Annotated in this window: 18 protein-coding genes and 1 pseudogene; 12 read left to right on the top strand and 7 right to left on the bottom strand. The window is 30.8% G+C overall.

Translation table 11 applies throughout. The features are described from left to right. Position 1: 1 nt before the first annotated feature. The 4 genes from LN42_RS10200 (at position 2) to LN42_RS10185 (ending at position 4,268) form a co-directional block, all read left to right on the top strand. Positions 2-742 carry an amino acid ABC transporter permease gene (locus LN42_RS10200; RefSeq protein ID WP_198029613.1) on the top strand — a complete coding sequence of 247 codons (741 nt, stop codon included), beginning with the start codon at positions 2-4 and terminating at the stop codon, positions 740-742. After that, positions 739-1,437 (top strand): amino acid ABC transporter ATP-binding protein, encoded by a 699-nt coding sequence (locus LN42_RS10195; RefSeq protein ID WP_156865435.1) that lies wholly within the window; start codon positions 739-741, stop codon positions 1,435-1,437. Before LN42_RS10200 ends, LN42_RS10195 begins: the two co-directional genes overlap by 4 nt. An 83-nt stretch (positions 1,438-1,520) precedes the next feature. Next, positions 1,521-2,786, top strand: coding sequence for an AAA family ATPase (locus LN42_RS10190; protein WP_075780764.1), 1,266 nt, complete (start codon positions 1,521-1,523; stop codon positions 2,784-2,786). A gap of 72 nt (positions 2,787-2,858) precedes the next feature. After that, the gene (locus LN42_RS10185; RefSeq protein ID WP_014297431.1) at positions 2,859-4,268 is read left to right on the top strand and encodes an RNA-binding domain-containing protein; all 1,410 of its coding nucleotides are present in this window, start codon (positions 2,859-2,861) and stop codon (positions 4,266-4,268) included. Positions 4,269-4,328: 60 nt separating this feature from the next. Here the strand turns inward: LN42_RS10185 and LN42_RS10180 are convergent, their stop codons facing one another. Together LN42_RS10180 and LN42_RS10175 are read right to left on the bottom strand one after the other, a co-directional pair. Continuing rightward, complete coding sequence (locus tag LN42_RS10180) at positions 4,329-5,084, bottom strand: hypothetical protein (protein WP_014297430.1); 756 nt, start codon at positions 5,082-5,084, stop codon at positions 4,329-4,331. A 4-nt stretch (positions 5,085-5,088) separates the two neighbouring features. Continuing rightward, complete coding sequence (locus LN42_RS10175) at positions 5,089-7,476, bottom strand: beta-propeller domain-containing protein (RefSeq protein ID WP_075780763.1); 2,388 nt, start codon at positions 7,474-7,476, stop codon at positions 5,089-5,091. A 264-nt stretch (positions 7,477-7,740) separates the two neighbouring features. Here LN42_RS10175 and LN42_RS10170 point away from each other — a divergent pair, with 264 nt between their 5' ends. The 8 genes from LN42_RS10170 (at position 7,741) to LN42_RS10135 (ending at position 17,711) form a co-directional block, all read left to right on the top strand. Beyond that, positions 7,741-9,498: an AAA family ATPase gene (locus tag LN42_RS10170; RefSeq protein ID WP_075780762.1), complete on the top strand. Its 1,758-nt coding sequence runs from the start codon at positions 7,741-7,743 to the stop codon at positions 9,496-9,498. A 362-nt stretch (positions 9,499-9,860) separates the two neighbouring features. After that, positions 9,861-10,985, top strand: coding sequence for a citrate/2-methylcitrate synthase (locus LN42_RS10165; protein ID WP_075780761.1), 1,125 nt, complete (start codon positions 9,861-9,863; stop codon positions 10,983-10,985). Then, a complete protein-coding gene (locus tag LN42_RS10160) occupies positions 10,978-12,225 on the top strand; it encodes a 3-isopropylmalate dehydratase large subunit (RefSeq protein WP_075780760.1) in 1,248 nt (415 codons plus the stop codon). The genes LN42_RS10165 and LN42_RS10160 overlap by 8 nt, the downstream gene beginning before the upstream one ends. A 2-nt stretch (positions 12,226-12,227) precedes the next feature. After that, on the top strand, positions 12,228-12,725 hold the full coding sequence (locus LN42_RS10155) for a 3-isopropylmalate dehydratase small subunit (protein WP_075780825.1): 498 nt from the start codon (positions 12,228-12,230) through the stop codon (positions 12,723-12,725). Between the two features lie 6 nt (positions 12,726-12,731). After that, the gene (proC, locus tag LN42_RS10150) at positions 12,732-13,511 is read left to right on the top strand and encodes a pyrroline-5-carboxylate reductase (RefSeq protein WP_075780759.1); all 780 of its coding nucleotides are present in this window, start codon (positions 12,732-12,734) and stop codon (positions 13,509-13,511) included. Between the two features lie 14 nt (positions 13,512-13,525). Then, positions 13,526-14,770 carry a glutamate-5-semialdehyde dehydrogenase gene (locus tag LN42_RS10145; protein WP_075780758.1) on the top strand — a complete coding sequence of 415 codons (1,245 nt, stop codon included), beginning with the start codon at positions 13,526-13,528 and terminating at the stop codon, positions 14,768-14,770. A 3-nt stretch (positions 14,771-14,773) separates the two neighbouring features. Then, positions 14,774-15,823, top strand: a complete 1,050-nt coding sequence (gene proB, locus LN42_RS10140) for a glutamate 5-kinase (RefSeq protein ID WP_075780757.1) — start codon at positions 14,774-14,776, stop codon at positions 15,821-15,823. 775 nt (positions 15,824-16,598) lie between these two features. After that, entirely contained in the window at positions 16,599-17,711 is a 1,113-nt protein-coding gene (locus LN42_RS10135) for an NADP-dependent isocitrate dehydrogenase (RefSeq protein ID WP_014297419.1), read from the top strand. A 39-nt stretch (positions 17,712-17,750) separates the two neighbouring features. Here the strand turns inward: LN42_RS10135 and LN42_RS10130 are convergent, their stop codons facing one another. The 5 genes and pseudogenes from LN42_RS10130 to LN42_RS10110 all read right to left on the bottom strand — a co-directional run bounded on the left by LN42_RS10130 (position 17,751) and on the right by LN42_RS10110 (position 24,355). Continuing rightward, positions 17,751-18,935, bottom strand: coding sequence for an ABC transporter ATP-binding protein (locus LN42_RS10130; protein WP_014297418.1), 1,185 nt, complete (start codon positions 18,933-18,935; stop codon positions 17,751-17,753). Further along, on the bottom strand, positions 18,935-19,942 hold the full coding sequence (locus tag LN42_RS10125) for an ABC transporter ATP-binding protein (RefSeq protein WP_014297417.1): 1,008 nt from the start codon (positions 19,940-19,942) through the stop codon (positions 18,935-18,937). The genes LN42_RS10130 and LN42_RS10125 overlap by 1 nt, the downstream gene beginning before the upstream one ends. A gap of 17 nt (positions 19,943-19,959) precedes the next feature. Further along, positions 19,960-20,706, bottom strand: a pseudogene (locus LN42_RS11230) (ABC transporter permease); the annotation flags it as partial. Between the two features lie 634 nt (positions 20,707-21,340). Beyond that, on the bottom strand, positions 21,341-22,378 hold the full coding sequence (locus tag LN42_RS10115) for an ABC transporter permease (RefSeq protein ID WP_014297415.1): 1,038 nt from the start codon (positions 22,376-22,378) through the stop codon (positions 21,341-21,343). A gap of 141 nt (positions 22,379-22,519) precedes the next feature. Next, on the bottom strand, positions 22,520-24,355 hold the full coding sequence (locus tag LN42_RS10110; protein ID WP_014297414.1) for an ABC transporter substrate-binding protein: 1,836 nt from the start codon (positions 24,353-24,355) through the stop codon (positions 22,520-22,522). Positions 24,356-24,460: the final 105 nt, after the last annotated feature.

Genomic DNA, 24,460 nt, shown 5'->3' with positions numbered 1-24,460 from the left:
TTTGGACAGAAGATATATGAAAAAAATATTCGCATATTTTATTATAATAATGATTTTCGCACTTTTCTATTTTCAGATGTCAAAAACCTATCCTTTTAATTGGAGCAAGGTGCCTTTTAAATATATGAATCTTTATTTAGACGGATTCTATATGACTTTAAAAATTTCAGTTTTCTCAATCTTTTTTGCATTGATAATAGGTGTAGTAGTGGGAATAATGAAAACATCAAAATTTGAACTCTTAGAAGATTTTGCGAATACATATACAACCATATTTAGAAATATTCCATTACTTGTAATAATCTTAATAACCTATTATGGCGTTGGTTCAATAATTGATATAAGTGCATACGTTGGAGCAATAGTATCTCTCGCATTATTTGAAGGTGCCTATATTTCCGAAATAATCCGTGGAGGTATAGAAGCCGTTCCAAAAGGACAGATAGAAGCAGCAAAAAGTATAGGACTAAACACATTCTTCTTATACATTGACGTATTATTGCCTCAGGCATTTCGAACAACATTACCTGCATTAACAGGACAATTTATCAGTCTTGTAAAAGACAGTTCTTTAGCATCTGTAATTGCTTTACAGGAATTAACGATGGTTGGTAGGCAAATTGCCACCTCCTCGTTTGCTTCCTTTGAATCATATATCACAATAGCCGCATTTTATTTCACGGTCACAGCCTTATTACAACTACTTGGAAAATATTTTGAAAGGAGGTTCGCAATTCCATGATAATAAAAATTAAAAAACTTGTCAAAAGCTTTGGAGATTTAGAAGTATTAAAAGGAGTGGATTTAACGGTATTAAAAGGTGAAGTTCTTGTAGTTATGGGACCTTCTGGCTCTGGAAAATCAACATTATTAAGATGTATTGCCGGTCTTGAACCATATCAAGATGGAATAATAACCCTGGAGGAAAAAAATATATTAAATTACGATAGAAAAAACCTTGTTCAAAAAATAGGTTTTGTATTTCAGCAACACAACCTATTTCCTCATTTAAAAATTATAGACAATATCTCATTGGGATTAATAAGAACAAAAAAAATGACAAAAAAAGACGCTTATGATATAGCTTTGAAAGTGTTGGAAGAAGTTCATTTAAAAGATAAAGCATATAATTTTCCTTCACAATTATCTGGCGGACAACAACAACGTGCAGGAATAGCAAGGGCTTTAGCAATGGATCCGGAAATTATATTATTTGATGAACCCACATCAGCACTTGACCCAAGTCTGGTATATGAAGTAAAAGAAACAATGGTAGAATTGGCAAAAATGGGAAAAACCATGATAGTTGTAACCCACGAAGTAGATTTTGCAAAAAAAGCAGGAAACAGAATTATATTTATGAAAGACGGAAAAATCCTTGAAAATATGGATCCTGAAACTTTTTTTAAAACAGAAATGAAATATGAAATTGCATAATACATAATCAATATCCCCTATATAAAGCAATTATGATATAATATAGATAAGTTATAATGTTCTTATTTTTGGAGGGGATTAAAATGAAGAAGAAAATACCATACGGAGAACAGAATTTTGAAAGATTAAGAAAAGATAATTATTATTATATAGACAGGACACAATATATAGAAAAATTAGAAAACTTAGATGAAAAATATATAGTATTTTTAAGACCAAGAAAGTTTGGAAAAACATTATTTTTAGATACACTTGGAAAATATTATGATATCAATTATAAAAATAAATTTGAAGAATTATTTGGAGATTTATATATTGGCAAAAATCCAACACCATTAAAAAATGAATATTATATTTTAAAAATGAACTTTTCTGGAGTTCAGACAGAAAATAAAGATATATTAGTAGAAAGCTTTAAAAATAAAGTTATAAGAGCGCTTAAAAATTTCAAAAATGATTATAATTTAAAAATAAAAATAGAAAAAGAGTTAACAGAACCGGCAGATATAATAGGTTCATTTTTAGATGATGTAAAGGAAGAAATAAACAACCCAATATACTTATTAATAGATGAATACGACCATTTTGCAAATGAGTTATTGAGTTTTAATCTCGATTTATTCAGAGATAGCGTAACAAAGCATGGATTTGTAAGGAAGTTCTACGAAGAAATAAAAAAAGGAACGCAAACAATAATAGAAAGAATATTTATGACAGGAGTAAGTCCAATAATGCTGGATTCATTAACCAGTGGGTTTAATATAACAATGAATATTACAATAGAAAAAGATTTCAATAGAATGTTGGGATTTACAAAAGAAGAAGTAATTCAATTACTTGAATATTATGAGATATATTCAGAAAAACTTTTTAAAATAATAAAAGAATATTATGGTGGATATAAATTCAGCTGGGATGCAACTGAAACAGTATATCATCCAAACATGATATTTTATTCTATTAAGGAGTATTTATCTAAAGGAAAAATACCAGAAAAAATAATTGATGATGATACAGAAAAATATTATGAAAGAATTAAAAATCTTTTTGAATTTGCAATATATTCAGATGATGAAGAAGAAAAATCTAATATTCCATTAAAAGAATATGGATTGAGAAGAATAATAGGAGATAAGTTAAAGGAAATATGTGAAAAAGAAGAAATTTTTATAAACGAGCTTGCAACAAAAATTTATTCTGATTATATGCCGAATGCAAAAGAAATAAAATCATTGTTGTTTTATGAAGGATTCCTGACTCTTGAAAAAGAGGGAATAAAAACGTATTTAAAAATACCAAATCATTCAATGAAAAATGTATTTTTAAAATTTAGTGAAAAATATTATTGAAAATTTAATCTTTGTTGGAAAAGAGGCTAAATTTGTTGAGGAAGTGAAATAAAATTACAGTGGGTGAGTCAAATGCTTTTAGATGAAATAAAAAAAGGTGAAAATAAGAGACTTGAACTGAAAGAAAAGCTTCCTTCAAACGAAGCTATCGCCAAAACTGTTGTTGCATTTAGCAATACCAGTGGCGGAAAATTAATTATTGGAGTAAATGATAACAGAGAAATAGTAGGGATTGAAGAAGACAAAATTTTTGAATATGAAGAAAAAATTTCATCTATCATTAATGATTTATGCTATCCGACTATTTTACCAGAAATTTACGCTCAAAATATTAATGGCAAAGTAGTTCTGGTTATAGAAGTTTTTCGCGGTTCATTATTGCCATATTATCTTAAAAATAAAGGAAAATTAAAAGGAACATATATAAGAATTGGCTCAACAAACAGAATCGCAGATGAAAATATGATAGCAGAACTCCAAAGACAAAGACTTAATAAAAGTTTTGATGAAGAAATAAATTTTGAATTTGAAATCAAAGATATTGATTTAAATATCATTTATAACGAATTCAAAAAAATAAATAAAAAATGTGATTATGACAAATTAAAAAATTTAAAACTCATAAAAAATATAAACGGTAAAGATATGCCCACAAATGCACTTTTAATAACTCTTGGAAAATTTGATAATACAATGATAAAATGTGCGAGATTTAAAGGGATCACAAAAGAAATATTTATAGATAAAAAAGAATTCGATGGAAATTTATTTTATAATCTGGAAAACACCATTAAATTTTTACAGAACCATCTTAATTTAAATGCAGAAGTTGAAGGATTACAATTAAAGGAAGAGCTTGAAATTCCACTTTTGGCTCTTAGAGAAGTGCTAATAAACGCAATAATTCATAGAGATTATTTAAGAAACAGTGATATTAAAGTAGCTATTTATGATGATATTGTGGAAATTGTTTCACCTGGAGGATTTCCAAATGGATTAACTTTAGAAGAAGTAATGAATGGAAGAAGTGAAATAAGAAATAAAGTTTTGGCTAATCTTTTTAGAGAATTAAATTATGTAGAAACCTGGGGAAGTGGAATTGGAAAGGTTAAAAAAATTTGCGAAGAAAAAAACATCAAATTTGAAATAAATGAAACAGGGAATTTTGTGAGTATTGTTTTTTACAGACCAAAAATAAATACCGTTGAAAAACCAGCGAATAACCAGCGAAAAACCGACGGAAAACCGACAGAAAACCGACGGAAAACCGGCGGAAAACCGACGGATTTAACAATTCAAGAAGAAATAATTTATGATTTTGTAATTAAAAACAAAAAAATTAATGTAAAAAATGCTGAAAATATATTAAATATAAAATCAACAAGAGCAAAGGAAATTCTTAAGAATTTAACTAAAAAAGGTATTTTAGAAAAAATCGGCAAAACAAAAGGTAGTTATTATATCTTAAAAAATCAACATTAAAAAATAAAATCCTCCTCTTCCTGGATAATAGAAACAACTCAGGAAGAGGAGGATTGTTTTTTAGTTTATACCAAAGAAATATTCAAGAATTAGGCTATATACCTTTTCTGCAGCATCTTCTCCAATTTTTCCTAAAATCTTTTTTCCACCCAATTTCAAAAGATCTTCCAGATATTCTTTTGGTTCCTTCTTTTCTAAAACCTTTTCTGCTTTAAACTTTGAATATATTTCCTTAAATTCAGAGTTTATATTCATCAAAGCTTTTTCAAAATCTTTTATTTTTATTTCTTCACCTTTAGAAAAGATTACTGTTAAATGATATAAGTCGATAACCATTAAGTCCCTATTAAATGAATAATCAGCATATATTCCATTTTCATAGAACAATTGTTCAAGTTGCTCCTTCAATAATTTATTATCTACAACAATTGTTATTTTTCCGCTTTCCAGAACCCTTTTCACATTATGTTTTGAATTTTTCAAACTATCAATCAATATTTCTTTTAATTCTTTTCTTCCGCTTTCTTCACCTGAATACCACATATTATATGACTTTTTTAAAAGGTTTTGCGCCGTGTTTTTATCTACTTTTAAATGCCTGGAAATCTCGCTTGCAAGAGCTCTTCCATCTCTTAAATATGCTCTTAAAACTTTTTCTTTATCTTCACTTTCAACTTTTCTTTTTACTATTTCATCTATTAGTATGAGATTTATTGTATTTTTTACAACACCGCTATAACCATATTGATTATATACTGCAAAAACCCTTTCTCCTATGTTTTTATAAAATTCACTATCCCGAGATCGATTGTTCATTCAATCATCTCCCAGTTACCGCATAAGAAATTGGAAGAGGCATAACTCCATTCACTTTATCATTATCTGTATCAAAATCTATTATTATATATGAATATTTTAAATAAATATATATTCCTGAATCTTCTTTTTCAAAAATACTGAAAAATGGTCTTATATATTTAGCTAATTCTATTTCTTTAATCTTTTTTATTTGAGTTATATCTGATATATCATAAATATCTATAAAAATATCAGCATAATCTCTATTAATAGATTTCATTAATTTTAATACATAAAATTTACTATCATTCATAAAATATTCATTGTCATCAGAACTGTATAAATTTTCTTCTCTTGTAAAAGTAAACTCTGATTCTTTTATATTATTTATATCACTAAAATCAATAAAATATTTTCTATTATTATTATATTTAAAATATACCATTTTATTTTCACTTATCTCCCAGTTTGAAAAGTCTCCTTTTAATTCTATTGTGTTTGCTATCTCAGGATTATTTTTATCTGATATATCTATAAATACTAATTTATCTGTAAGAGAAAATCTTCTTCCGCTTGAATCCTTTTTTCCTTCCTGAACTATTAAATAATTTCCGCCTTTTCCAAGAATATACCCAGGTGTATTAATTTTTCCTACAATAGATGGATTTTCTGATAATTCCACTATATATAAATTATCTGTTGTTGAAAGATATAAATATTTACCATCTGTGCACCTATTCCATTCACCATCTCTTATACCACCTTTTACATTTAAATCTCTAACCATAGGCCAATCATATCCATAAAATTTTTCATTTTCTATTTTCAATTCACCTACTACTTCTGGAAAATCTTTATCGCTAATATCAAGAACCTTTATCATAACAGGTTCTCTAAAAATTATATATACATAATCTTTATTCCTGTCCACCAAAACTCTATTTGTTTTCCCTGAATTTTTTAATTCGGGAATTTCAGAAAATTTAATAACAGTTCTTTTTATATTATTTTCATCTTTCATTTCATTAATAACAACTCTATCTTTACCAACATATATTATTTCATTATTTTTTCTTACAAAATATTTATAAAAAGCATAATTAGTTGGCCTAAGAATTTGGGGTATTGATGATAAACTTTTATTTTTCAAATCAACACGAGTACCTGTACTATAATCATCATTTTTATAAAAAACATACAAATTATTTTTATATATTTCAAAATTAAAATATTCAAAAGAAAAGGTTTTATATTCCAATTTATCAACATTTATGTTACTTATATTAAATATCTTCAGGAAACCAGAATTATCAACTAAATATAAACTATATAGATAATCTCCTATAATTATTTTCCTATTAGAATAAACAGTAAATGCTTTAATAATTTTCTTTTTATTTAAATCTATGAAAAAGAGATATTTAAAATCCCCTGCTACAATATAATTCTTATATTCATCAACAAATGCTTTTCCACTTTTTAGACTGCTATCATAAAAAGATCCACTATAACCACCTACATCAATATTCTTTACTGATCTTATATTGCTTTTACTGCTTATATCAACAATTTCTATTTTATCTGGTTCTAATATTATTGCATAATTATCTTTTATATATATATTATACCCCACTTGATCATAATCATGCTCTTCATGCTTATTCCTATATTTCCCAATTATTTTAGGATTTGTTTTGTCTTTAATGTCAACAATTAATAATAGGTATGCCTTATCATCAATTTCAAATTTTCCACTTATATACATATATCTATCTTTTATAAAATAGTTATAAATACCTTTTATATTAAATTTTCCCAATTTTTCAGGCTTATTTTTATTGCTTATGTCATATATTAAAATGCCTTTATCTTTGTGATATATATACGCATAATTTTTATCGATTTTTATTTTTGAAAATCCTGCAATATTATATCCTTTGTATGTAATTTCAGGTTTTTCGATATTATTCCAGTCAATAATTGTCAAATTAGGTGTATATGTGTATCTTCCATCATAAACTATATCTTCTGGCTGAAAACTGATTGGCAATTTTACAGATTGAATAAATTTAAGAGAATATTTTTCTGATATATCATATGCGCCTATATAATTTCCTTTTGCTACAAAAAAATATTTACCTTCATTTAATTTTTTTACATTTAAATTTTCTGTCTCTATTTTTTCATTTTCTGTTGTCTCTTCTTCATATGTTTCTTCATCAGTTTCCTCTTCTTCATAATTCAAATCTGTTTGTTCATCATTTGAAGTATCGTATGTTTCCTCCTGTGTAGAACTGCTTGTTGAACTAATTGAAGATTGTGTTGTTTCTTCATCATCGCCCGGAAGAATTGCAACAATAACCGCAAGTGCAATTACCACAAGTAAAAAAACTTTTAGCGCCTTCTTCATCACTCTGCCTCCTTTGTTTTTTGTTTAATAAAATATTAAATTACCAAATATAATGTATCATTTTTATTTTTTTTTTTTTGAATTTTCGTTAACTAAATATTGCAATTTAGAAAACTTTTTGTTTTTATGAAGCTTTAAGGAAGGATAAATAGTTTCAACAATAATCGAAAGGTTTCATTTAAAACTCAGATGTATTATAATAGATATGGTATAATATCTGTATAAGAAATGAAAATAGGATTAATTACATATGAGGTGATTGAAATGAAAAAGAAAATACCATATGGAGAACAGGAATTTGAATTATTAATAAAAGATAATTATTATTATGTAGACAGAACAGAATATATAGAAAAATTAGAAAACTTAAATGAAAAATATATAGTTTTTTTAAGACCGAGGAAATTTGGAAAAACCCTTTTTATCAATACACTAATGGCATATTATGATGTAAATAATAAAGAAAAATTTGAAAATTTATTTGGAAAATTATACATAGGAAAAAATCTAACTCCATTGAAAAATAATTATTACATACTAAAAATGAATTTTTCCGGAATTCAAACAGAAAATAAAGACATATTAATAAAGAGCTTTAAAAATAATGTAATAGCCTCACTTGTAGATTTTAATAATAGATATAAATTAGAACTATCAATAAAAGAAGAATATAGCGAACCAGCAGATATAATAAGAGCGTTTTTAACTGATGCAAAAGATATTTTAAACAAACCAATATACCTATTAATAGACGAATACGATCATTTTGCAAATGAGTTATTGAGTTTTAATCTCGATTTATTTAGAGATAGCATAACAAAGCATGGATTTGTAAGAAAATTCTATGAAGAAATCAAAAAAGGAACAGAAACAATAATAAAAAGGATATTCATGACAGGAGTAAGTCCAATAATGCTTGACTCATTAACCAGTGGGTTTAATATAACAATGAATATTACAATAGAAAAAGATTTCAATAGAATGTTGGGATTTACAAAAGAAGAAGTAATTCAATTACTTGAATATTATGAGATATATTCTGATAAATTATTAAAGGAAATGGAAGAAAATTACAATGGATATAAATTCAATGAAAATGCTTCAAAAACAGTATATAATCCCGACATGGTATTTTATTTTATAATAAAATATCAAAAAGAGAAAAGACCTCCACAAAAAATAATAGACGACAATATATTAAGCGATTACAAAAAGGTTCAGAATCTATTTAATTTAGGAGAATTACTCGGAGTGTCAATAGAAAAAGAGAACGGAAAGGAGTTAACAAAAGAAGAAAAAGAAAAAGAAAGCTCAAAAAGGATAATAGGGAATCTATTAAATGAAATACTATTAACAGGAAGAACGGAATTAACAGAATTAACCACCATATTCAATCCTGGAAAAAGGATAGACATAAAAGACATAAAATCATTATTATTCTATCTTGGATTTATGACATTTGAAAAAGAAGGGATAATAACATATTTAAAAATACCCAATTATTCAATGAGAAAGATATTCTCAGATTATTTCACAGAATATATAGAAGAAAAATTAACAGAATATATCGATTCAGAACCAATAGAAATAGCAGTAAGAAAAATACTAACAGATGGAGAAATAAATACATTTGCAAAAGAAATAGAAAATCTATTAAGCAAACTGGATAATAGAATGTTCATGGGATTTGATGAAAAATATATAAAAATACTGATGTATAGCTACTTAATATTAACACCATTTGCAATGGTAAAGATGGAGTATCCAGTAGAAGGCGGATATGTGGATATAGCAATGTTCAAAAGATATGAAGAAGTGCCATATGAAGCGATAATAGAAGTAAAATACATAAAACAAAATGAATATACCGAAAGTAAATTCAAAGAAAAAATCGCTCAGGCAAGGGAACAGATAGAAAGATACAAAAAATCATATGAATTAAATTCAAAAAATGAGAGAATGAAAAAATTCATAATAATCTTTGTTGGAAAAGAAGCTAAGTTTGTTGAGGAAGTGAAATAAAATCCTCCTCTTCCTGGATAATAGAAACAACTCAGGAAGAGGAGTTTTTTATAATACTTCTTTACAACATTATTGATTTTTATATACAGAAATATTATTGTAAAAAATCACTTGACAATTCATAATTTATATGTTAGAATTTATTCAAATAATAGTATGGAGGAGTTTAGTATGTTTTTGAGATCGCTATTAAACACAATAAATAACAATAAAACATTAAATAATCAGCCCGAACCCAAAGGTGTGGTCTTTACACAACACCTTAAGTTCGGTGTATAATGCTATTTGTATAACTTAAGGGATTAATGTAAAGGCCACACTATAAAAAGTGTGGCCTTTTTTCTATATCAGGAGGTGATTTGATGAAAAAAGAAGATTTAAAGCACGGTCTTGAGGGTGTTGCTGTTGCAATAAGTTCCATATCTTATATAGACGGTGAAAAAGGTAAGCTCGTGTATAGAGGATTTGAAATAGAAGATCTCGTTGAAAACTCATATTTTGAAGAGGTAGCATATTTAATCTGGTTTGGCTCTTTGCCAAATGAAAATGAAGAGGATTTTATAAAATCAATGTTATCAAAAAAGAGAAATCTTCCAGAAAACATTGTGGAAATGATGAGGTTATTCCCGGAAAACGCTCATCCCATGGCTGTTTTACGAAGTGTTGTTTCAATGCTTGGAATGTATTCAAAAGAAGATAATTCAACGCTTGAAAATGCTATTAATTTAACGGCAAAGATTCCAACAATTATTGCATATTGGTATAGGATAAAAAATAATTTACCTATTATTTATCCTGAGGAACATCTCAATCATTCTGAGAATTTCCTGTATATGATGTTTGGTGAATTACCTGAATATTCAAAATGTTTTGATAAGGCTTTAATACTGCATATGGAACAGGGAATGAACGCATCAACCTTTGCTTCAACGGTGACCTCATCAACATTGTCTGATATCTATTCTGTTATTACAACTGCAATAGGCACATTAAAAGGACCATTACACGGCGGAGCAAATGAAAAGGTGCTTGAAATGCTGGAAGAAATAGGGGATATAGAGAATGTTCCTGAATATATTGATAATCTTATTAGAAACAAGAAAAAGATAATGGGATTTGGACATAGAATTTATAAAACATATGATCCAAGGGCAAGAATTCTAAAAAAATGGGTTCAGGAAATTTCTGCTCATGAGAAGGTTGATTTTTTTGATATTGCCGTAAAGGTTGAAGATGTTGTGGTAAAAAGGTTTAAGGATAAGAATATTTATCCAAATGTGGATTTTTATTCTGGTATTCTCTATAACCACTTTGGCATTCCAAAGGAATTTTTCACAACGATTTTTGCCATGGCAAGAATTGTAGGTTGGACTGCACATGCAATGGAATACAGAAAGAATAACAGAATTTTCAGACCGCGCTCTATTTATAATGGACCAAAAGATTTGAAATATAAGGATATGAAGGGAGTTGAAATAAATGGGTAAAACACTTGCAGAGAAAATACTCAGCATGCATGCAGGCAAAGATGTAATACCCGGCGAAATTATAATTGCCAATGTTGATCTTGCTTTTGTTCAGGATGGAACCGGGCCTTTAACTGTTGATCAATTTGAAAATATGAATTTTAAAAATGTAAGCACTAAATCTCTCGTTTTTATAGATCATGCTTCACCAAGTCCAAGAAAAGAACTTTCAAATACGCAGAAAAAATTAAGAAATTTTTGTAAAAAAACAGATGCGGAAATATATGATATTGGCGAAGGAATATCACATCAAATTGTAGCTGAGGAATATGCAAAACCAGGAGATTTAATTGTCGGTGCCGATTCACATTCATGTACCGCTGGGGCATTTGCTGCTTTTGCAACAGGAATGGGTTCAACAGATATTTCTCTTGCATATGGTCTTGGAAAGGTATGGCTAAAGGTTCCTGAAACATATAAGATTGTATTAAAGAATAAATTAAACAAAGGTGTATATGCCAAGGATATAATCCTTTATCTTATAGGCATGATAGGTGCTGACGGCGCCACTTATAAGGCTTTAGAGTTCTCAGGCGATGGTATAAAAACATTATCAATGGAATCAAGACTAACCATTTCAAATATGGCAGTTGAAGCAGGTGCAAAGGTTGGATTGTTCCCTGCTGATGAAATTACAAAGGAATATATGAAAAATCAGGGGAGGGAAGATGAATTTAAGGAATTATTCCCCGATGAAGATGCAAGTTACGAAAAGGTTATTGAAATTGATTTGTCTGAAATAGAACCTCAGGTTTCATTCCCTCATACTGTAGATAATACAAGAAATATAAACGACGCAAAAGGTGTTAAAATTGATCAAATATATATTGGAACGTGTACAAATGGAAGGATGGAGGATTTGAGAATTGTTGCTTCAATATTAAAAGGAAAGAAAAAGGCTGAGGATATTAGATTAATAATAGCCCCTGCCTCAAAAAAGATTTATTTACAGGCATTACAAGAAGGCTTAATTTCCACATTTATTGAAGCAGGAGCTACTATATTGCCTCCAGGTTGTGGCCCATGTGTTGGCGTTCATGCTGGCGTCCCGGCTGACGGTGAGAAAGTACTATCAACACAAAATAGAAATTTCCACGGAAGAGCAGGAAATCCTGATTCTGAAATATATCTCTGTTCTCCTGCAACAGCTGCTGCCAGCGCATTAACAGGATATATTACAGATCCAAGGGAGGTAATATAATGATTTTTAAAGGAAGAGTATGGAAATTCGGCGATAATATTTCAACTGATCATATAGCACCGGGAAGATATTTCCATTTAAGATCAAATCTTCCGGAATTGGCAAAACATGTTTTAGAGGATGCAAGAGAAGACTTTGCAAAAAGTGTTGAAAAAGGAGACATTATTATTGGTGGAAATAATTTCGGGCTTGGTTCTTCAAGGGAACATGCACCAAGGATTATAAAGGTTGCAGGTGTTTCATGCGTTATTGCAAAATCATTTGCAAGGATTTTTTACAGAAATTCAATTAATATTGGACTGCCTGTTATTGAATTAAAGGAAGTCGATGAATTTAACGAAGGGGATATTATCAAGGTTGATACAAAGCTTGGAGTTATTGAAAATATTACTCAGGATAAAAAGTATCATTTTATTCCTTTTCCTGAATTTGTTAATAAAATACTCGAAATTGGTGGAATTGATGAATATATAAAAAAATATGGAGATTATGGAGTGTGATATGATATGAAGATTGGAATTATAGGCATTGGGAATATTGGAAGTATGCTTGTAAAAAGATTTTCAATTAATAAAGAATATGAATTGTATATCTATGATGTGAACAAAGATAGAATTAAAAAATATGAAGACGAAAATATCCATATAGAAGATGAAATTTCAAAGGTATACGAAAAGGCGATATTTACTTTTGTTTCTGTAAAGCCTAATCATCTAAATGACGTGTTTGATAAAATCAAGGATTTATCAGAAGAGAACAGATATATTATCAGCACCGCTGCTGGAAAGACTTTAGCTGATTTATATGAATTATCGGGCAAAAAGAATATTTTCAGAATAATGCCAACTGTTATTTCAAATTCCGGATTGGGCACTACTGCAATTGCATATAATCCTGCAATATCGGAAAATATAGTTAGCGATGTAAAATCAATACTTTCAAACCTCGGAGAAGTGCTTGAAATTGAGGAAAAGAAGTTTGATGCATTTACTGTTTTAAATAGTAGCGGTCCTGCTTTTGTTGCATATATAATAGAAAGTTTTCTTGAAAGCGGTATAAATATTGGATTGTCCCACGATGATTCATTAAAGATTGTAGCAAATACTTTTATGGGAACATTGGAATATTTAAAAAATGAAGAGTTAAAACTCTCGGAGTTGAAATATATGGTTTCTTCACCAGGTGGGGTAACCATAAAAGGATTATATGAAATGGATAAAGCGACAGTAAAAGGTTCAATAATGAAGGCAATTGAAGAGGCATATTTAAAAAACAAAAAATTGTAAGCGAGGTGATTATAATGAATGAATTAATAGAAAAAGCAAAGAATTTAAAATCTGCTTCTGATTTTTTAAAGAAAACAAAGGCCAAAGAAAAAAATGAAGCTATTCAACAAATTGCTATAGCTCTTGAAAAAAATATGGATTATATATTGTCTGAAAATAAAAAAGATGTTGACATTGCAAGAAAAAATGGCGTTAAAGAAGCATTGGTTGACAGGCTTGCCTTAAATGAAAAAAGGATAAAGGGCATGATTGACTCATGCAACACGGTTATTAATCTTAAGGATCCTGTTGGTGAAATATTTGATTCATTTTTAAGAGAAGATGGAATTAGAATAAGCAAAATGAGAGTTCCACTTGGAGTAATTGGAATAATATACGAGTCAAGACCTAATGTTACTGTAGATGCCACAATTCTTGCTTTAAAATCAGGAAATACAGTTTTGTTGCGTGGGGGTTCCGATGCAATTAATTCAAACAAGGCACTTGTTAAGGTTATTAAAGAAGGGTTGAAAAATTCCGGCATTCCTGAAAATTCTGTTGAATTAATAGAAAATACCGACAGAGCATTGGTAAATGAAATGCTTAAATTAAATGAGTATCTTGACCTTGTTATTCCAAGAGGTGGAAAGGGGCTTATTGACTTTGTTGTAAAAAATTCAACAGTTCCTGTTCTGGAAACCGGCGTTGGAATATGCCATATTTTTGTTGATGAAAGTGCTGATGTTATGAAATCCATTGATATTATAGACAATGCAAAGACACAAAGACCTGGAACATGCAATACAGTTGAAACTGTGCTAATTCATAAAGATATTGCTTCAAAGATATTGCCTGATTTGAAGAAAAGGCTTGAAGAGAAGAATGTTGAAATAAGAGGATGTGAAGAGGTATTAAAACATATTGATGTAAAATCTGCAACAGAAGAAGATTGGGCTACGGAATATCTCGATTTGATTCTGTCAATTAAGGTTGTAAATGATTTAGATGAAGCTATATCGCATATCAAAACCTATTCAACTGGACATTCTGAGTCAATTCTTACAGAAGATTATTTAAATGCTATGAAATTTGTGGAAGAAATAGATTCTGCAGCTGTTTATATAAATGCTTCAACGAGATTTACAGATGGCGGTGAGTTCGGAATGGGTGCAGAAATGGGAATTAGCACTCAAAAAATGCATGCAAGAGGTCCTGTTGGATTAAAGGAACTTACAACATATAAGTTTGTTATACAGGGCAATTATGATGTGAGGGGTTAATATATGGAAAAGATTGTAATAAAGGTTGGAAGTAATTTATTAATAAAGAACAATGATATAAACAAAAAGTATATAATAAAACTCAGTTATATTATCTCAGAACTAATAGAAGAAGGCAAAAAGGTTGTGCTTGTTTCTTCAGGAGCCAATGCGGCGGGATTGCAGTATTTAAAGTTGCATCCTTTAAAAAGCCTTGCGCAAAAACAGGCTTTATGTGCTGTGGGCCAGGTACAATTAATGAAGATATATGAAAATGCTTTTGATTTTCATAATAAAAAAATTGCACAGATTTTATTGACTGCAGATGATTTTTATAATAGAAAAAGGTTTATAAACCTGAAAAATACACTCATTGGATTAAATCAATTTGGAATTATTCCTATAATAAATGAAAATGATACTATTTCAACTGATGAGATTAAATTTGGCGATAATGACAGGCTTTCTTCACAATTTGCAATTGGCTGGGGTGCAGATGGATTAATGCTTTTAACCTCTGTTGATGGCGTATTGGATGAAAATGGAGATGTAATTAAGGTTTATGATAAAAATATTCAGATAAAAGAGTTTAAAAAGACATCTTTGGGAACAGGAGGAATTTCAACAAAAATCGATGCAGGTTTATCTGCAGCAGCTTCTGGAATAAAGACATGTATTTGCAATGGAAATAAGCTGGAGAATATAAAGGAGTTTGTTTCAGGTAAAAATGTTGGTACTGTTTTTATACCTGATAAAAAATTGAAAGGAAAAAAAGCATGGATTGCTTTTTTGTCAAAAAGCAGAGGAAAGGTGTTTATTAATAAGGGAGCAAGGGATGCGTTGATGAATAAGAAGAGTTTATTGCCTGTTGGAATTGAAAAGATAGAAGGGAATTTTGAAAAGGGTGAGCCGGTGAATATTTATTTTAATAATAAGCTTATTGGGAAAGGGATTCCTAATTATTCTGCTGAGGATGCTGTTGTGATTTGTGGAAAAAAAAGCGGGGATATTGCTAAAATTGGAAATTTTGATTATGATGAGTTTATTCATGTTGATAATATGGTGATTTTTTGAAATTGTCCATGTTCGTTCTTTTGTGTTTTATTTAGAAAAATAAAAGCTTGTTCAGGCTACTTGAGTGCTAATCTTCGAAAATTCTCTTTGAAAGTAGAAAAATAATATTCACTCAGACGGCAAGAATTTCTAATCCTCGCTCCATTTGAAGTCTTTTATGTTGAAAAAAATAAAAGTTCATTCATACGACTTGAGTGTTGATCTTTGAAAATATTTTTGAAAAAAGAAAAATAATGTTCATTCAAACGGCAAGAATTTCTGATCCTTGCTCCATTTGAAAATTCGGGCACGCTTAGACACTTCGTCCATGAAGTGCTTCGCTTTCCAAAACGTCCTGTTTTTCCAACCCGAATTTTCTGCATTCCGCTTCGAGAAATTCTTAGTCTTCGTTCATATTATTTTTCTACTTTCTTTTATACAATCAGGTACTCTGCGAGCCTTCACTCATATTATTATTTCTATTTTATTTATTAGATTTTATTATATTAGAATAAGTAAAACATAAAAGAAAACTGAATAAAAAGATGAACGAATGCTCGAAGATTGCCCGAAAAAAACTGCGAATGGAGAGGGACAAAAAAACAGGATGTTTTTTTGAGCGAAGCTTCCCCAGGGATGGGGAATCTGAGCGCCCCCACGTATATGAGCAGTTTTTGAGGATTAGCAATCGAGCCGCATGAGTGAATCTTTTTATGAAGTTTTCTATAATAAATATTTTCAAAGAGCATCACAACTTTTTTTGGAAAAAATTTCCAATTTTAGGGAGGGAGAAATCATGGAGATAATTGATATTGTTTATATAGAAGGAGACGGTATTGGGCCGTTTGTTATGGAAGCGGCTATGAAGGTATGGAATGCCGCTGTTGGATATGTTTATAATGGTTCTAAAAAGATTAACTGGATAGAGGCTTATGCCGGAAAAAAGTCTTTAGAAAAAAATGGTTCTTTGTTGCCAGATGAAACGCTTAAAAAATTAAAAGAGGTTAAGGTTGGAATAAAAGGACCGCTTGAAACACCTGTTGGAAGCGGTTATAGAAGTTTAAATGTGGCTTTAAGGCAAAAACTCGATTTATATGCATGTATTAGACCTGTGAAATATATTCCCGGTATAAAAGCTCCTGTTAAATCTCCAGAAAATGTGGATATTGTAATTTTCAGGGAGAACACAGAGGACGTTTATGCTGGAATAGAATGGGAAGAAAACAGCAAGGAGGCAATTGAGGTTATAGAATTTCTTAATGAAAAATTTAAGATTAATCTGCATAATGCCTCAATTGGAATAAAGCCAATAAGTGAGTTTAGAACAAAAAGACTTATGAAAATGGCAATTGATTATGCAGTAAAAAATAACAGAAAAAAAATAACTATTGTTCATAAAGGAAATATAATGAAATATACAGAAGGTAATTTCAGAAAATGGTGTTATGAGATTGCTGAAGAACATAAGGATTTAATAGATAAAAATTCAATTGAGATAAATGATGTAATTGCCGACAATATGTTCCAGCAATTATTGTTAAAACCCGAAAAATACGATATTTTAGTTACTCCAAACTTAAATGGTGATTATCTTTCTGATGCGGCAGCTGCTCAGGTAGGTGGAATTGGTATTGTTCCGGGAGGAAATATTGGCGATGAAATTGCCCTTTTTGAACCAACCCACGGCACTGCACCGGCAATTAAAGATCCAAAAATGGCTAATCCAACTTCATTAATATTATCAGGGGTTATGATGTTTGAATATCTTGAAATGAAAGAAGTTTCGAGTTTAATTGAAAATTCGTTGAAAAAATGTATAAAATCAGGTATTGCAACAAAGGATATTATGCCTGATAATCCTGTGTCTGCAGTTAAATTTGCTGCGAAGATTATAGAAAATTTTAATTAAAAAAATAACTCCCGATTTTTTCGGGAGTTATTTCTATTATTATCCTTTAAATTGTCCTGCGAAGTGACATGCAACCTGATGTCCATTTTCAAGTGTAACAAGTGGTGGTTCCTTTTTAGCACAGATATCCTTTGCAATTGGACATCTTGGATGGAATCTACAACCACTTGGTGGATTAATAGGACTTGGAACGTCCCCTTTAAGTATAATTCTCTTTTTCTTGTATTCAGGATCTGGAATTGGAATTGCTGACATAAGTGAAACTGTATATGGATGCATTGGATTGTCAAATAATTCCTTTTTATCAGCAAGTTCAACGATTTTACCGAGATACATAACTGCAATTCTGTCACTGATGTGTTTAACAACTGCTAAGTCGTGAGCAATAAATACATATGTTAATTTAAATTCTTTTTGTAAATCTTCTAATAGGTTTATAACCTGTGACTGAATTGAAACGTCAAGAGCTGAAACAGCTTCGTCAGCTACAATAAGTTTTGGATTTAATGCAAGTGCCCTTGCAATACCAATTCTCTGTCTTTGACCTCCTGAGAATTCGTGTGGGAATCTGTAAAGGTATTCTGAGGATAATCCAACCTTTTCAAGAAGGTCTTTTACTATTTCTGTTGCTTCTGCATTGCTGCTTACAAGACCGTGTGTGTGCAATCCTTCAGCAATTATATTTTTAATTCTCATTCTTGGGTTTAACGATGAATATGGATCCTGGAAGATGATTTGCATATTTCTTCTGAACCATTTTCTTTTATCTCCTAAATCTGAGAGCATTTCATGTCTTAACCCATGTGCTCCTTTATCAAAGTAAATCTTTGCATATTTTCTATCAAGTTCATCATCTAATGATTTAATTACTTCATCTTCTGTTTTCTTTTCGTGTAATAATTTATTGAATCTATCTACATACCATTCTTTGATGTATTTGTTTGCCCTTGATCTTGGTAAGAATAATGGTGTGGTATCAAGGCCATCAACTATTATTCTACCTGCTGTTGGGTTTAATAATCTTAAAATTGTCATACCAGTTGTACTTTTACCACAACCTGATTCACCAACGAGACCTATTGTTTCTCCTTCATATACTTTAAATGTAATATCATCAACAGCTTGAACATGTGCAACTACTCTTTTAAAAACACCTGCTCTTACAGGGAAGTATTTTTTTAGATTATCAACCTGTAATAATACTTTTTTATTTTCCTGAGACATTAATTTTCACCTGCCCTTGCTTTTTCCACTTCTTTAACCAATTCATCGATGTAGAAACATCTTGAATAATGGCCTGGTTCTACTTCTACTAATTCAGGCATTTCATCCTTACATCTTTCTTTAGCAAGGAAACATCTGTTTGAAAATCCACATCCTTTAGGGAATCTTCTTGGATTTGGAACTGTTCCCGGAATTGAAACCAATCTATCTACTTCTTCATTGATTTTTGGTATTGATCTCATTAATCCCCATGTGTATGGATTTCTTGGCTTTTTGAATATGGATACAATATCACCATATTCAACTATTTTACCTGCATACATAACTGCTGCTTTATCTGACATTTCAGCAACAACACCAAGGTCATGTGTGATGAAGATAATAGCCATTCCATATTCTTTCTGTAATTCCTTCATTAATTCAAGAATTTGAGCCTGAATTGTAACGTCAAGCGCTGTTGTAGGTTCATCGGCAATTAATACCTTTGGATTACATGAAAGAGCCATAGCAATCATTGCCCTTTGTCTCATACCACCAGAAAGTTCATGTGGATATTGGTCAACACGTTTTTCTGGTTCAGGAATACCAACCTTTCTTAAAAGGTCAATTGCTCTTTCCCTTGCAGCCTTTTCGTCAAGGCCTAAATGCAACATAACCATTTCTATTATCTGATCACCAATTGTAAATACAGGGTTTAAAGCTGTCATTGGTTCCTGGAAGATCATTGCAATTTCTTTACCTCTAATATGTCTCATTTCTTCGTCTGAAAGCTTTGTTAAATCTGTACCTTTATATAATATCTGACCATCTGCAATTCTTCCATTTTCATCTAATAATCTCATTATACTCAATGAAGTTACAGATTTACCGGAACCTGATTCACCAACTATAGAAATTGTTTCTCCTTCATATACTTCAAAAGAAACGCCTCTTACTGCTCTTACTTCTCCGTCTTCTGTATCGAAATATGTATGTAAATTATCGACCTTTAAAATTGGGTCTTTCATTGTTTGCCTCCTTTCAATTATCCGCGTAATTTCGGATCAAAGATATCCCTTAATGCGTCACCAACAAGGTTCCATGCCAAAACGAATAATACCATTGCTGTACCTGGATATGTAACAGTATACCAGTACTGCAATGCACTATCAGAACCACCTAATATCCAGTTTCTTGCATAGTTAAGTATTGATCCCCAGTCAGCATATCCCTGTGGAGCACCAACACCCAAGAAACTCAATACAGCAGCTGTGATAACCATAGAACCAATTCTCATTGATGCCTGAATTACAACAGGGAATATTGTATTTGGAAGAATGTGTTTTATGATTATTTTCCAGTCAGGTACACCAAGTGCTTTTGCAGCTAAAACATATTGATCATTTTTAGCCTGAAGGATATTACCCCTTATAAGCCTTGCTGAACCCATCCATCCAAATACAATCATGGCAATCATAACTTTATCAAGACCTGTTCCAAGTATTGTTGTCAAAACCATAGCTGATAGCATAAATGGAACTGACATAAAAATATCTGTAATTCTCATTAATATTTCATCAACCCATCCACCGAAATATGCGGATACTGAACCTATAAACAAACCTATTATTGTTGCAATGGTAACAACTGTCAAACCAATTTTAAATCCTGTTCTTGTACCCCAAACAACACCATAATATATGTCCCTTCCATTACTTATACCAAATGGATGTTCTTTTGATGGTGGCACTGGAGCACTTTCATATGTAATAATAGGCATAATATATGGATCGTAATTAAGACTTTTTATATAGTCCTTTTTGAGTTTTTTAAAGTATGACTTAACTGCTGGAAGGAATTTATCAACTGATGATTTTTTTGTTTTTAATTCATCTAATTCTTCACTCATTTTTATTGCAATATCATATTTTTTCTCAAATGAAGTTATAGCTTTTTCAAGATCCTTTATTGCTGCATTTAATTCTTTTGGTTTATCAACATTTTTTTCAATATTTTCAATATATGATGTATCGAGAATATAATCTTCTGTTAAAGGTGTGAGTTGTTCTATAAGTTTATTATAATTCTTTTCGCTTTTTGTACTTTGATATGCTTTTAATGTTGATTTTAAGTTTTTAATATCATCTATATAATCTCTATAAAATCCATATGTAAATTCATAATAATCATCAAATGATGCAATTAAATCATCTATAATTGCAGGATCCTTTTTCTCTTCAAGCTGAGAAATCATGCTTTCCATATTTTCTATTTCAGGATCTATTGGTATTTGTGGTGGAGCCAATAATGGTGCAAATGCTGCAACAAGAATAAAGAATATTAATAATATTAATCCCAACATCGCTGAAGGGTTTCTATAGAACTTCCTTAACGATCTCTTGATTTCTTCATTCACTTCAATCACCTCACTCGTATCTAATTCTTGGATCGATTAATGCGTATGATATGTCGATTATCAAATTACCAAGAATCAAAATCAATGATGAGAATAACAACATACCCATTATAGATGCATAGTCAAGCTGTCCTGCTGCTTTTGCAGCAAAACTTCCTATACCAGGTCTTACAAAAATTGTTTCAACGATAATAACCCCCATTATAAGACCGATAATCATTGAACCTGCAACGGTTGCAACAGGGATTAATGCATTTCTTTTAGCATGTTTGTGAATAACAACCTTTTCTGGTAATCCTTTTGCCCTTGCAGTTCTTACATAATCTTTTCTTAATACTTCCATCATTGATGAACGAGTGATTCTAATAAGATATGCCCACCATAAATATGATAATGTGAGGATTGGGCCTATTAAATGTCTTAAGCCATCCCAGAATATATCAAATCTTCCATTTAATAATGCATCAATAGTTACAAGCTTTGTATATTGATGAAAGTCCGGGGAGTTAATAACTCTTTCTGCCCACAGACTAATTTTTCCAGGGGGGAACCATCCAAGAACACTATAAAATACGAGAATTATAAGCAAACCAAATACAAAGTCTGGAAATGACCACCCTACAATTGAGAAAATTCTTATAACGTGATCCTGCCATTTATTATGATGCAGTGCCGCCTGAACACCAAGCCATATACCAACTCCAATTATTGGGAATATTGCGTATAATGCTAATTCAACTGTAGATGGTAATCTGTGTAAAATAGCGTCTTTAACTGGTTCTTTACCAACTATTGACCAGCCAAGATCACCTTTTGCTACACTTTCCATCCATTTTAAATATCTTGTTACTGGATCCTGATCAAGCCCATATTTGTGTTTGATCAATTCCATTTCTTCAACAGACATTTTATCCAATGTATTTGGATCAACATATGCAGCAAGTAATTGGTCTTCACCAAGAAGCTGCATCATTCCGAAAACTATTAATGTTACCCCAAATACTATAAGAGGCAACAATAATAATCTCCTTATAATATACGCCGTCATAACTACACCTCCATCTTAATAAATTAAAAACCATTTTATTATATCATATAAACATAACATTAAAAATTCAAAAAAATAAGGAGAGGGTTCAACCCCTCCCCTTTATACGAATTTAATTATAAATAATGAAATATTTTTCAATTATTCGTCTGATTTGTAATATCTGTAATAATCGTCACCTGGTCTAATTGCGTTTGGATACCAACCTTTTAACCATTTTCTGTGTACCCTTACACCAATTGGCTGATAAAGAGGTACGCCTAATCCTTCTCTAATTACAAATTCCTGAATCTTAATGTATTTTTCTTCCCTAACTTTTGGATCTGTTGCAGATGCAGCATCGATAATCATCTGGTTCAATGATTTACCGCCAAAGAATGCCTGTGGTTTGTTTGCAAATTCTGCATATTTATCTCCAAAGTAGTAACCATAGTCACCATCACTGTGGTAGAATGTGTAAATAAAGTTGTTTGGATCTGGATAGTCAGCTAACCAACCAAGGATGTATAATGGCATTTTACCGTTCTTTCTTGCATCTAAGAATGTTGGCCACTGAACACCTCTTGCTTCAACCTGGAATTTAGGATTGATTTTCTTTAATGAGTCTGCTAATAATTCTGCTGATTTCTGTCTTGCTTCGTTACCTGTATTGTAAAGAATTGTCATTTTGAATCCTTTTCTCCAGAGTTGTCCTCTGAATGCTCTCTTGAAGTATCTTGTTGCTGCTGTTAAGTCATATTTTGGTTTTGGTAAGTTATCATCGTAACCCAAGAATCCTTTTGGTAATGCTGTAGGTACTAATTCACCAAATCCGTTTAATACTTCATCAATCATCTTCTGGTAATCAAATGAAGCAATGAAACCTAATCTTACGTTTTTGTCTGCAAAGAAGTCTACAGGAATACCCTGTCCGTCTAATTTTCCGCTTCCGATATATGGTGAATCTGGTTTTACCTGCCAGTTGAAGTTAAGTGTTGTAACTGATACGCTTGGTAATCCTTCAATAACTTCTAAATCAGGATTTCCTCTTACCTGATCTAAGTATTGTGTTGGAACTGCTGCGATATCTGCTTCACCTTTTTCTAACATAGCTTTTCTTGTTGACCATTCGTCAACACCCCAGATAACTACATTCTTTATCTTAGCTGGACCTCTCCAGTATTCATCGAATGCTTTTAAGATAACTTTCTGTTCTGCTCTGTTCCATTCAACTAATTCATATGGACCTGAACCGATTTCTTTTGCGTATAATGGTGAAGATTCTTTTTTCCAGTCGTGGAATTTCCACCATCCATCTGCTTTACCGTCCCATAATCCTAAGTCCTTAGCAGCTTTGCTGTCTAAAATTGCTCCCCATGATGAACCCTGAGCAATAACGTTTAAGAAGTAAGCTTTTGGTGCTGCTAAATGGAAAATTACATAATCTCCCTGAACTTCAACTTTTGAATCGATGTATTTTTTGTAGAAGTCTAATAAGATCTGTTTTGCTTCATCGTTAACAGGTTCTTTTGTTTCTGGATTTACTAATTCATTCCATGAGTGACCTGTTAAACCTTTAACTGCTGATTTTAAACTGAAGTAATCTCCAAAGAATACTTCGTAGAACATCCAGATAGGTCCTCCACCAGGATTTCCTATTAATGCTCTTTCGAATGTGTATTCAACATCGTATGGTGTTAATTCGTTTCCGCTGTGGAATTTAACACCTTTTCTAATTTTAAATTTAACTGTGTTTCCGTTTACTTCCCATGATTCAGCTATTCTTGGAGCAAATTCGCTCAAGCTTGAACCAACATATTCAATAAGGTTGTCATAAACGTTAAAAATAACTTCTCCACTAGCTGTATCATAAGCCTGATGTGGATCTAATGTACTTGGTTCCCCGATTGTTAAGTCAACGATTGTATCGGGGTTCATAACTGTAGCAAATGCAAACACTGAAACTACCACTAAAAGTGCCACTAAAAGTTTCTTCATACAGTCCCCTCCTTGTATAAAATTTATTCCGGATATATTTTACCACAAAAATTCAAAAATTACAAATACTTTATCAAAGTTTCTTATAGATTAAGAAGGGACAAC

Source organism: Marinitoga sp. 1137 (assembly GCF_001941525.1).
In the GTDB taxonomy this organism is placed as follows: Bacteria; Thermotogota; Thermotogae; order Petrotogales; family Petrotogaceae; genus Marinitoga; species Marinitoga piezophila.
This window is presented reverse-complemented; position numbering and strand designations above follow the sequence as displayed.

What these genes read in the sequence shown, in the direction of transcription:
- LN42_RS10125 (WP_014297417.1), bottom strand. Translation starts at nt 19,942, where the DNA reads ATGAAAGACCCAATTTTAAAGGTCGATAATTTACATACATATTTCGAT.
- LN42_RS10170 (WP_075780762.1), top strand. Translation starts at nt 7,741, where the DNA reads ATGAAAAAGAAAATACCATATGGAGAACAGGAATTTGAATTATTAATA.
- LN42_RS10195 (WP_156865435.1), top strand. Translation starts at nt 739, where the DNA reads ATGATAATAAAAATTAAAAAACTTGTCAAAAGCTTTGGAGATTTAGAA.
- LN42_RS10145 (WP_075780758.1), top strand. Translation starts at nt 13,526, where the DNA reads ATGAATGAATTAATAGAAAAAGCAAAGAATTTAAAATCTGCTTCTGAT.
- proC (WP_075780759.1), top strand. Translation starts at nt 12,732, where the DNA reads ATGAAGATTGGAATTATAGGCATTGGGAATATTGGAAGTATGCTTGTA.
- LN42_RS10160 (WP_075780760.1), top strand. Translation starts at nt 10,978, where the DNA reads ATGGGTAAAACACTTGCAGAGAAAATACTCAGCATGCATGCAGGCAAA.
- LN42_RS10185 (WP_014297431.1), top strand. Translation starts at nt 2,859, where the DNA reads ATGCTTTTAGATGAAATAAAAAAAGGTGAAAATAAGAGACTTGAACTG.
- LN42_RS10135 (WP_014297419.1), top strand. Translation starts at nt 16,599, where the DNA reads ATGGAGATAATTGATATTGTTTATATAGAAGGAGACGGTATTGGGCCG.
- LN42_RS10115 (WP_014297415.1), bottom strand. Translation starts at nt 22,378, where the DNA reads ATGACGGCGTATATTATAAGGAGATTATTATTGTTGCCTCTTATAGTA.
- LN42_RS10190 (WP_075780764.1), top strand. Translation starts at nt 1,521, where the DNA reads ATGAAGAAGAAAATACCATACGGAGAACAGAATTTTGAAAGATTAAGA.
- LN42_RS10175 (WP_075780763.1), bottom strand. Translation starts at nt 7,476, where the DNA reads ATGAAGAAGGCGCTAAAAGTTTTTTTACTTGTGGTAATTGCACTTGCG.
- proB (WP_075780757.1), top strand. Translation starts at nt 14,774, where the DNA reads ATGGAAAAGATTGTAATAAAGGTTGGAAGTAATTTATTAATAAAGAAC.
- LN42_RS10165 (WP_075780761.1), top strand. Translation starts at nt 9,861, where the DNA reads ATGAAAAAAGAAGATTTAAAGCACGGTCTTGAGGGTGTTGCTGTTGCA.
- LN42_RS10130 (WP_014297418.1), bottom strand. Translation starts at nt 18,935, where the DNA reads ATGTCTCAGGAAAATAAAAAAGTATTATTACAGGTTGATAATCTAAAA.
- LN42_RS10180 (WP_014297430.1), bottom strand. Translation starts at nt 5,084, where the DNA reads ATGAACAATCGATCTCGGGATAGTGAATTTTATAAAAACATAGGAGAA.
- LN42_RS10110 (WP_014297414.1), bottom strand. Translation starts at nt 24,355, where the DNA reads ATGAAGAAACTTTTAGTGGCACTTTTAGTGGTAGTTTCAGTGTTTGCA.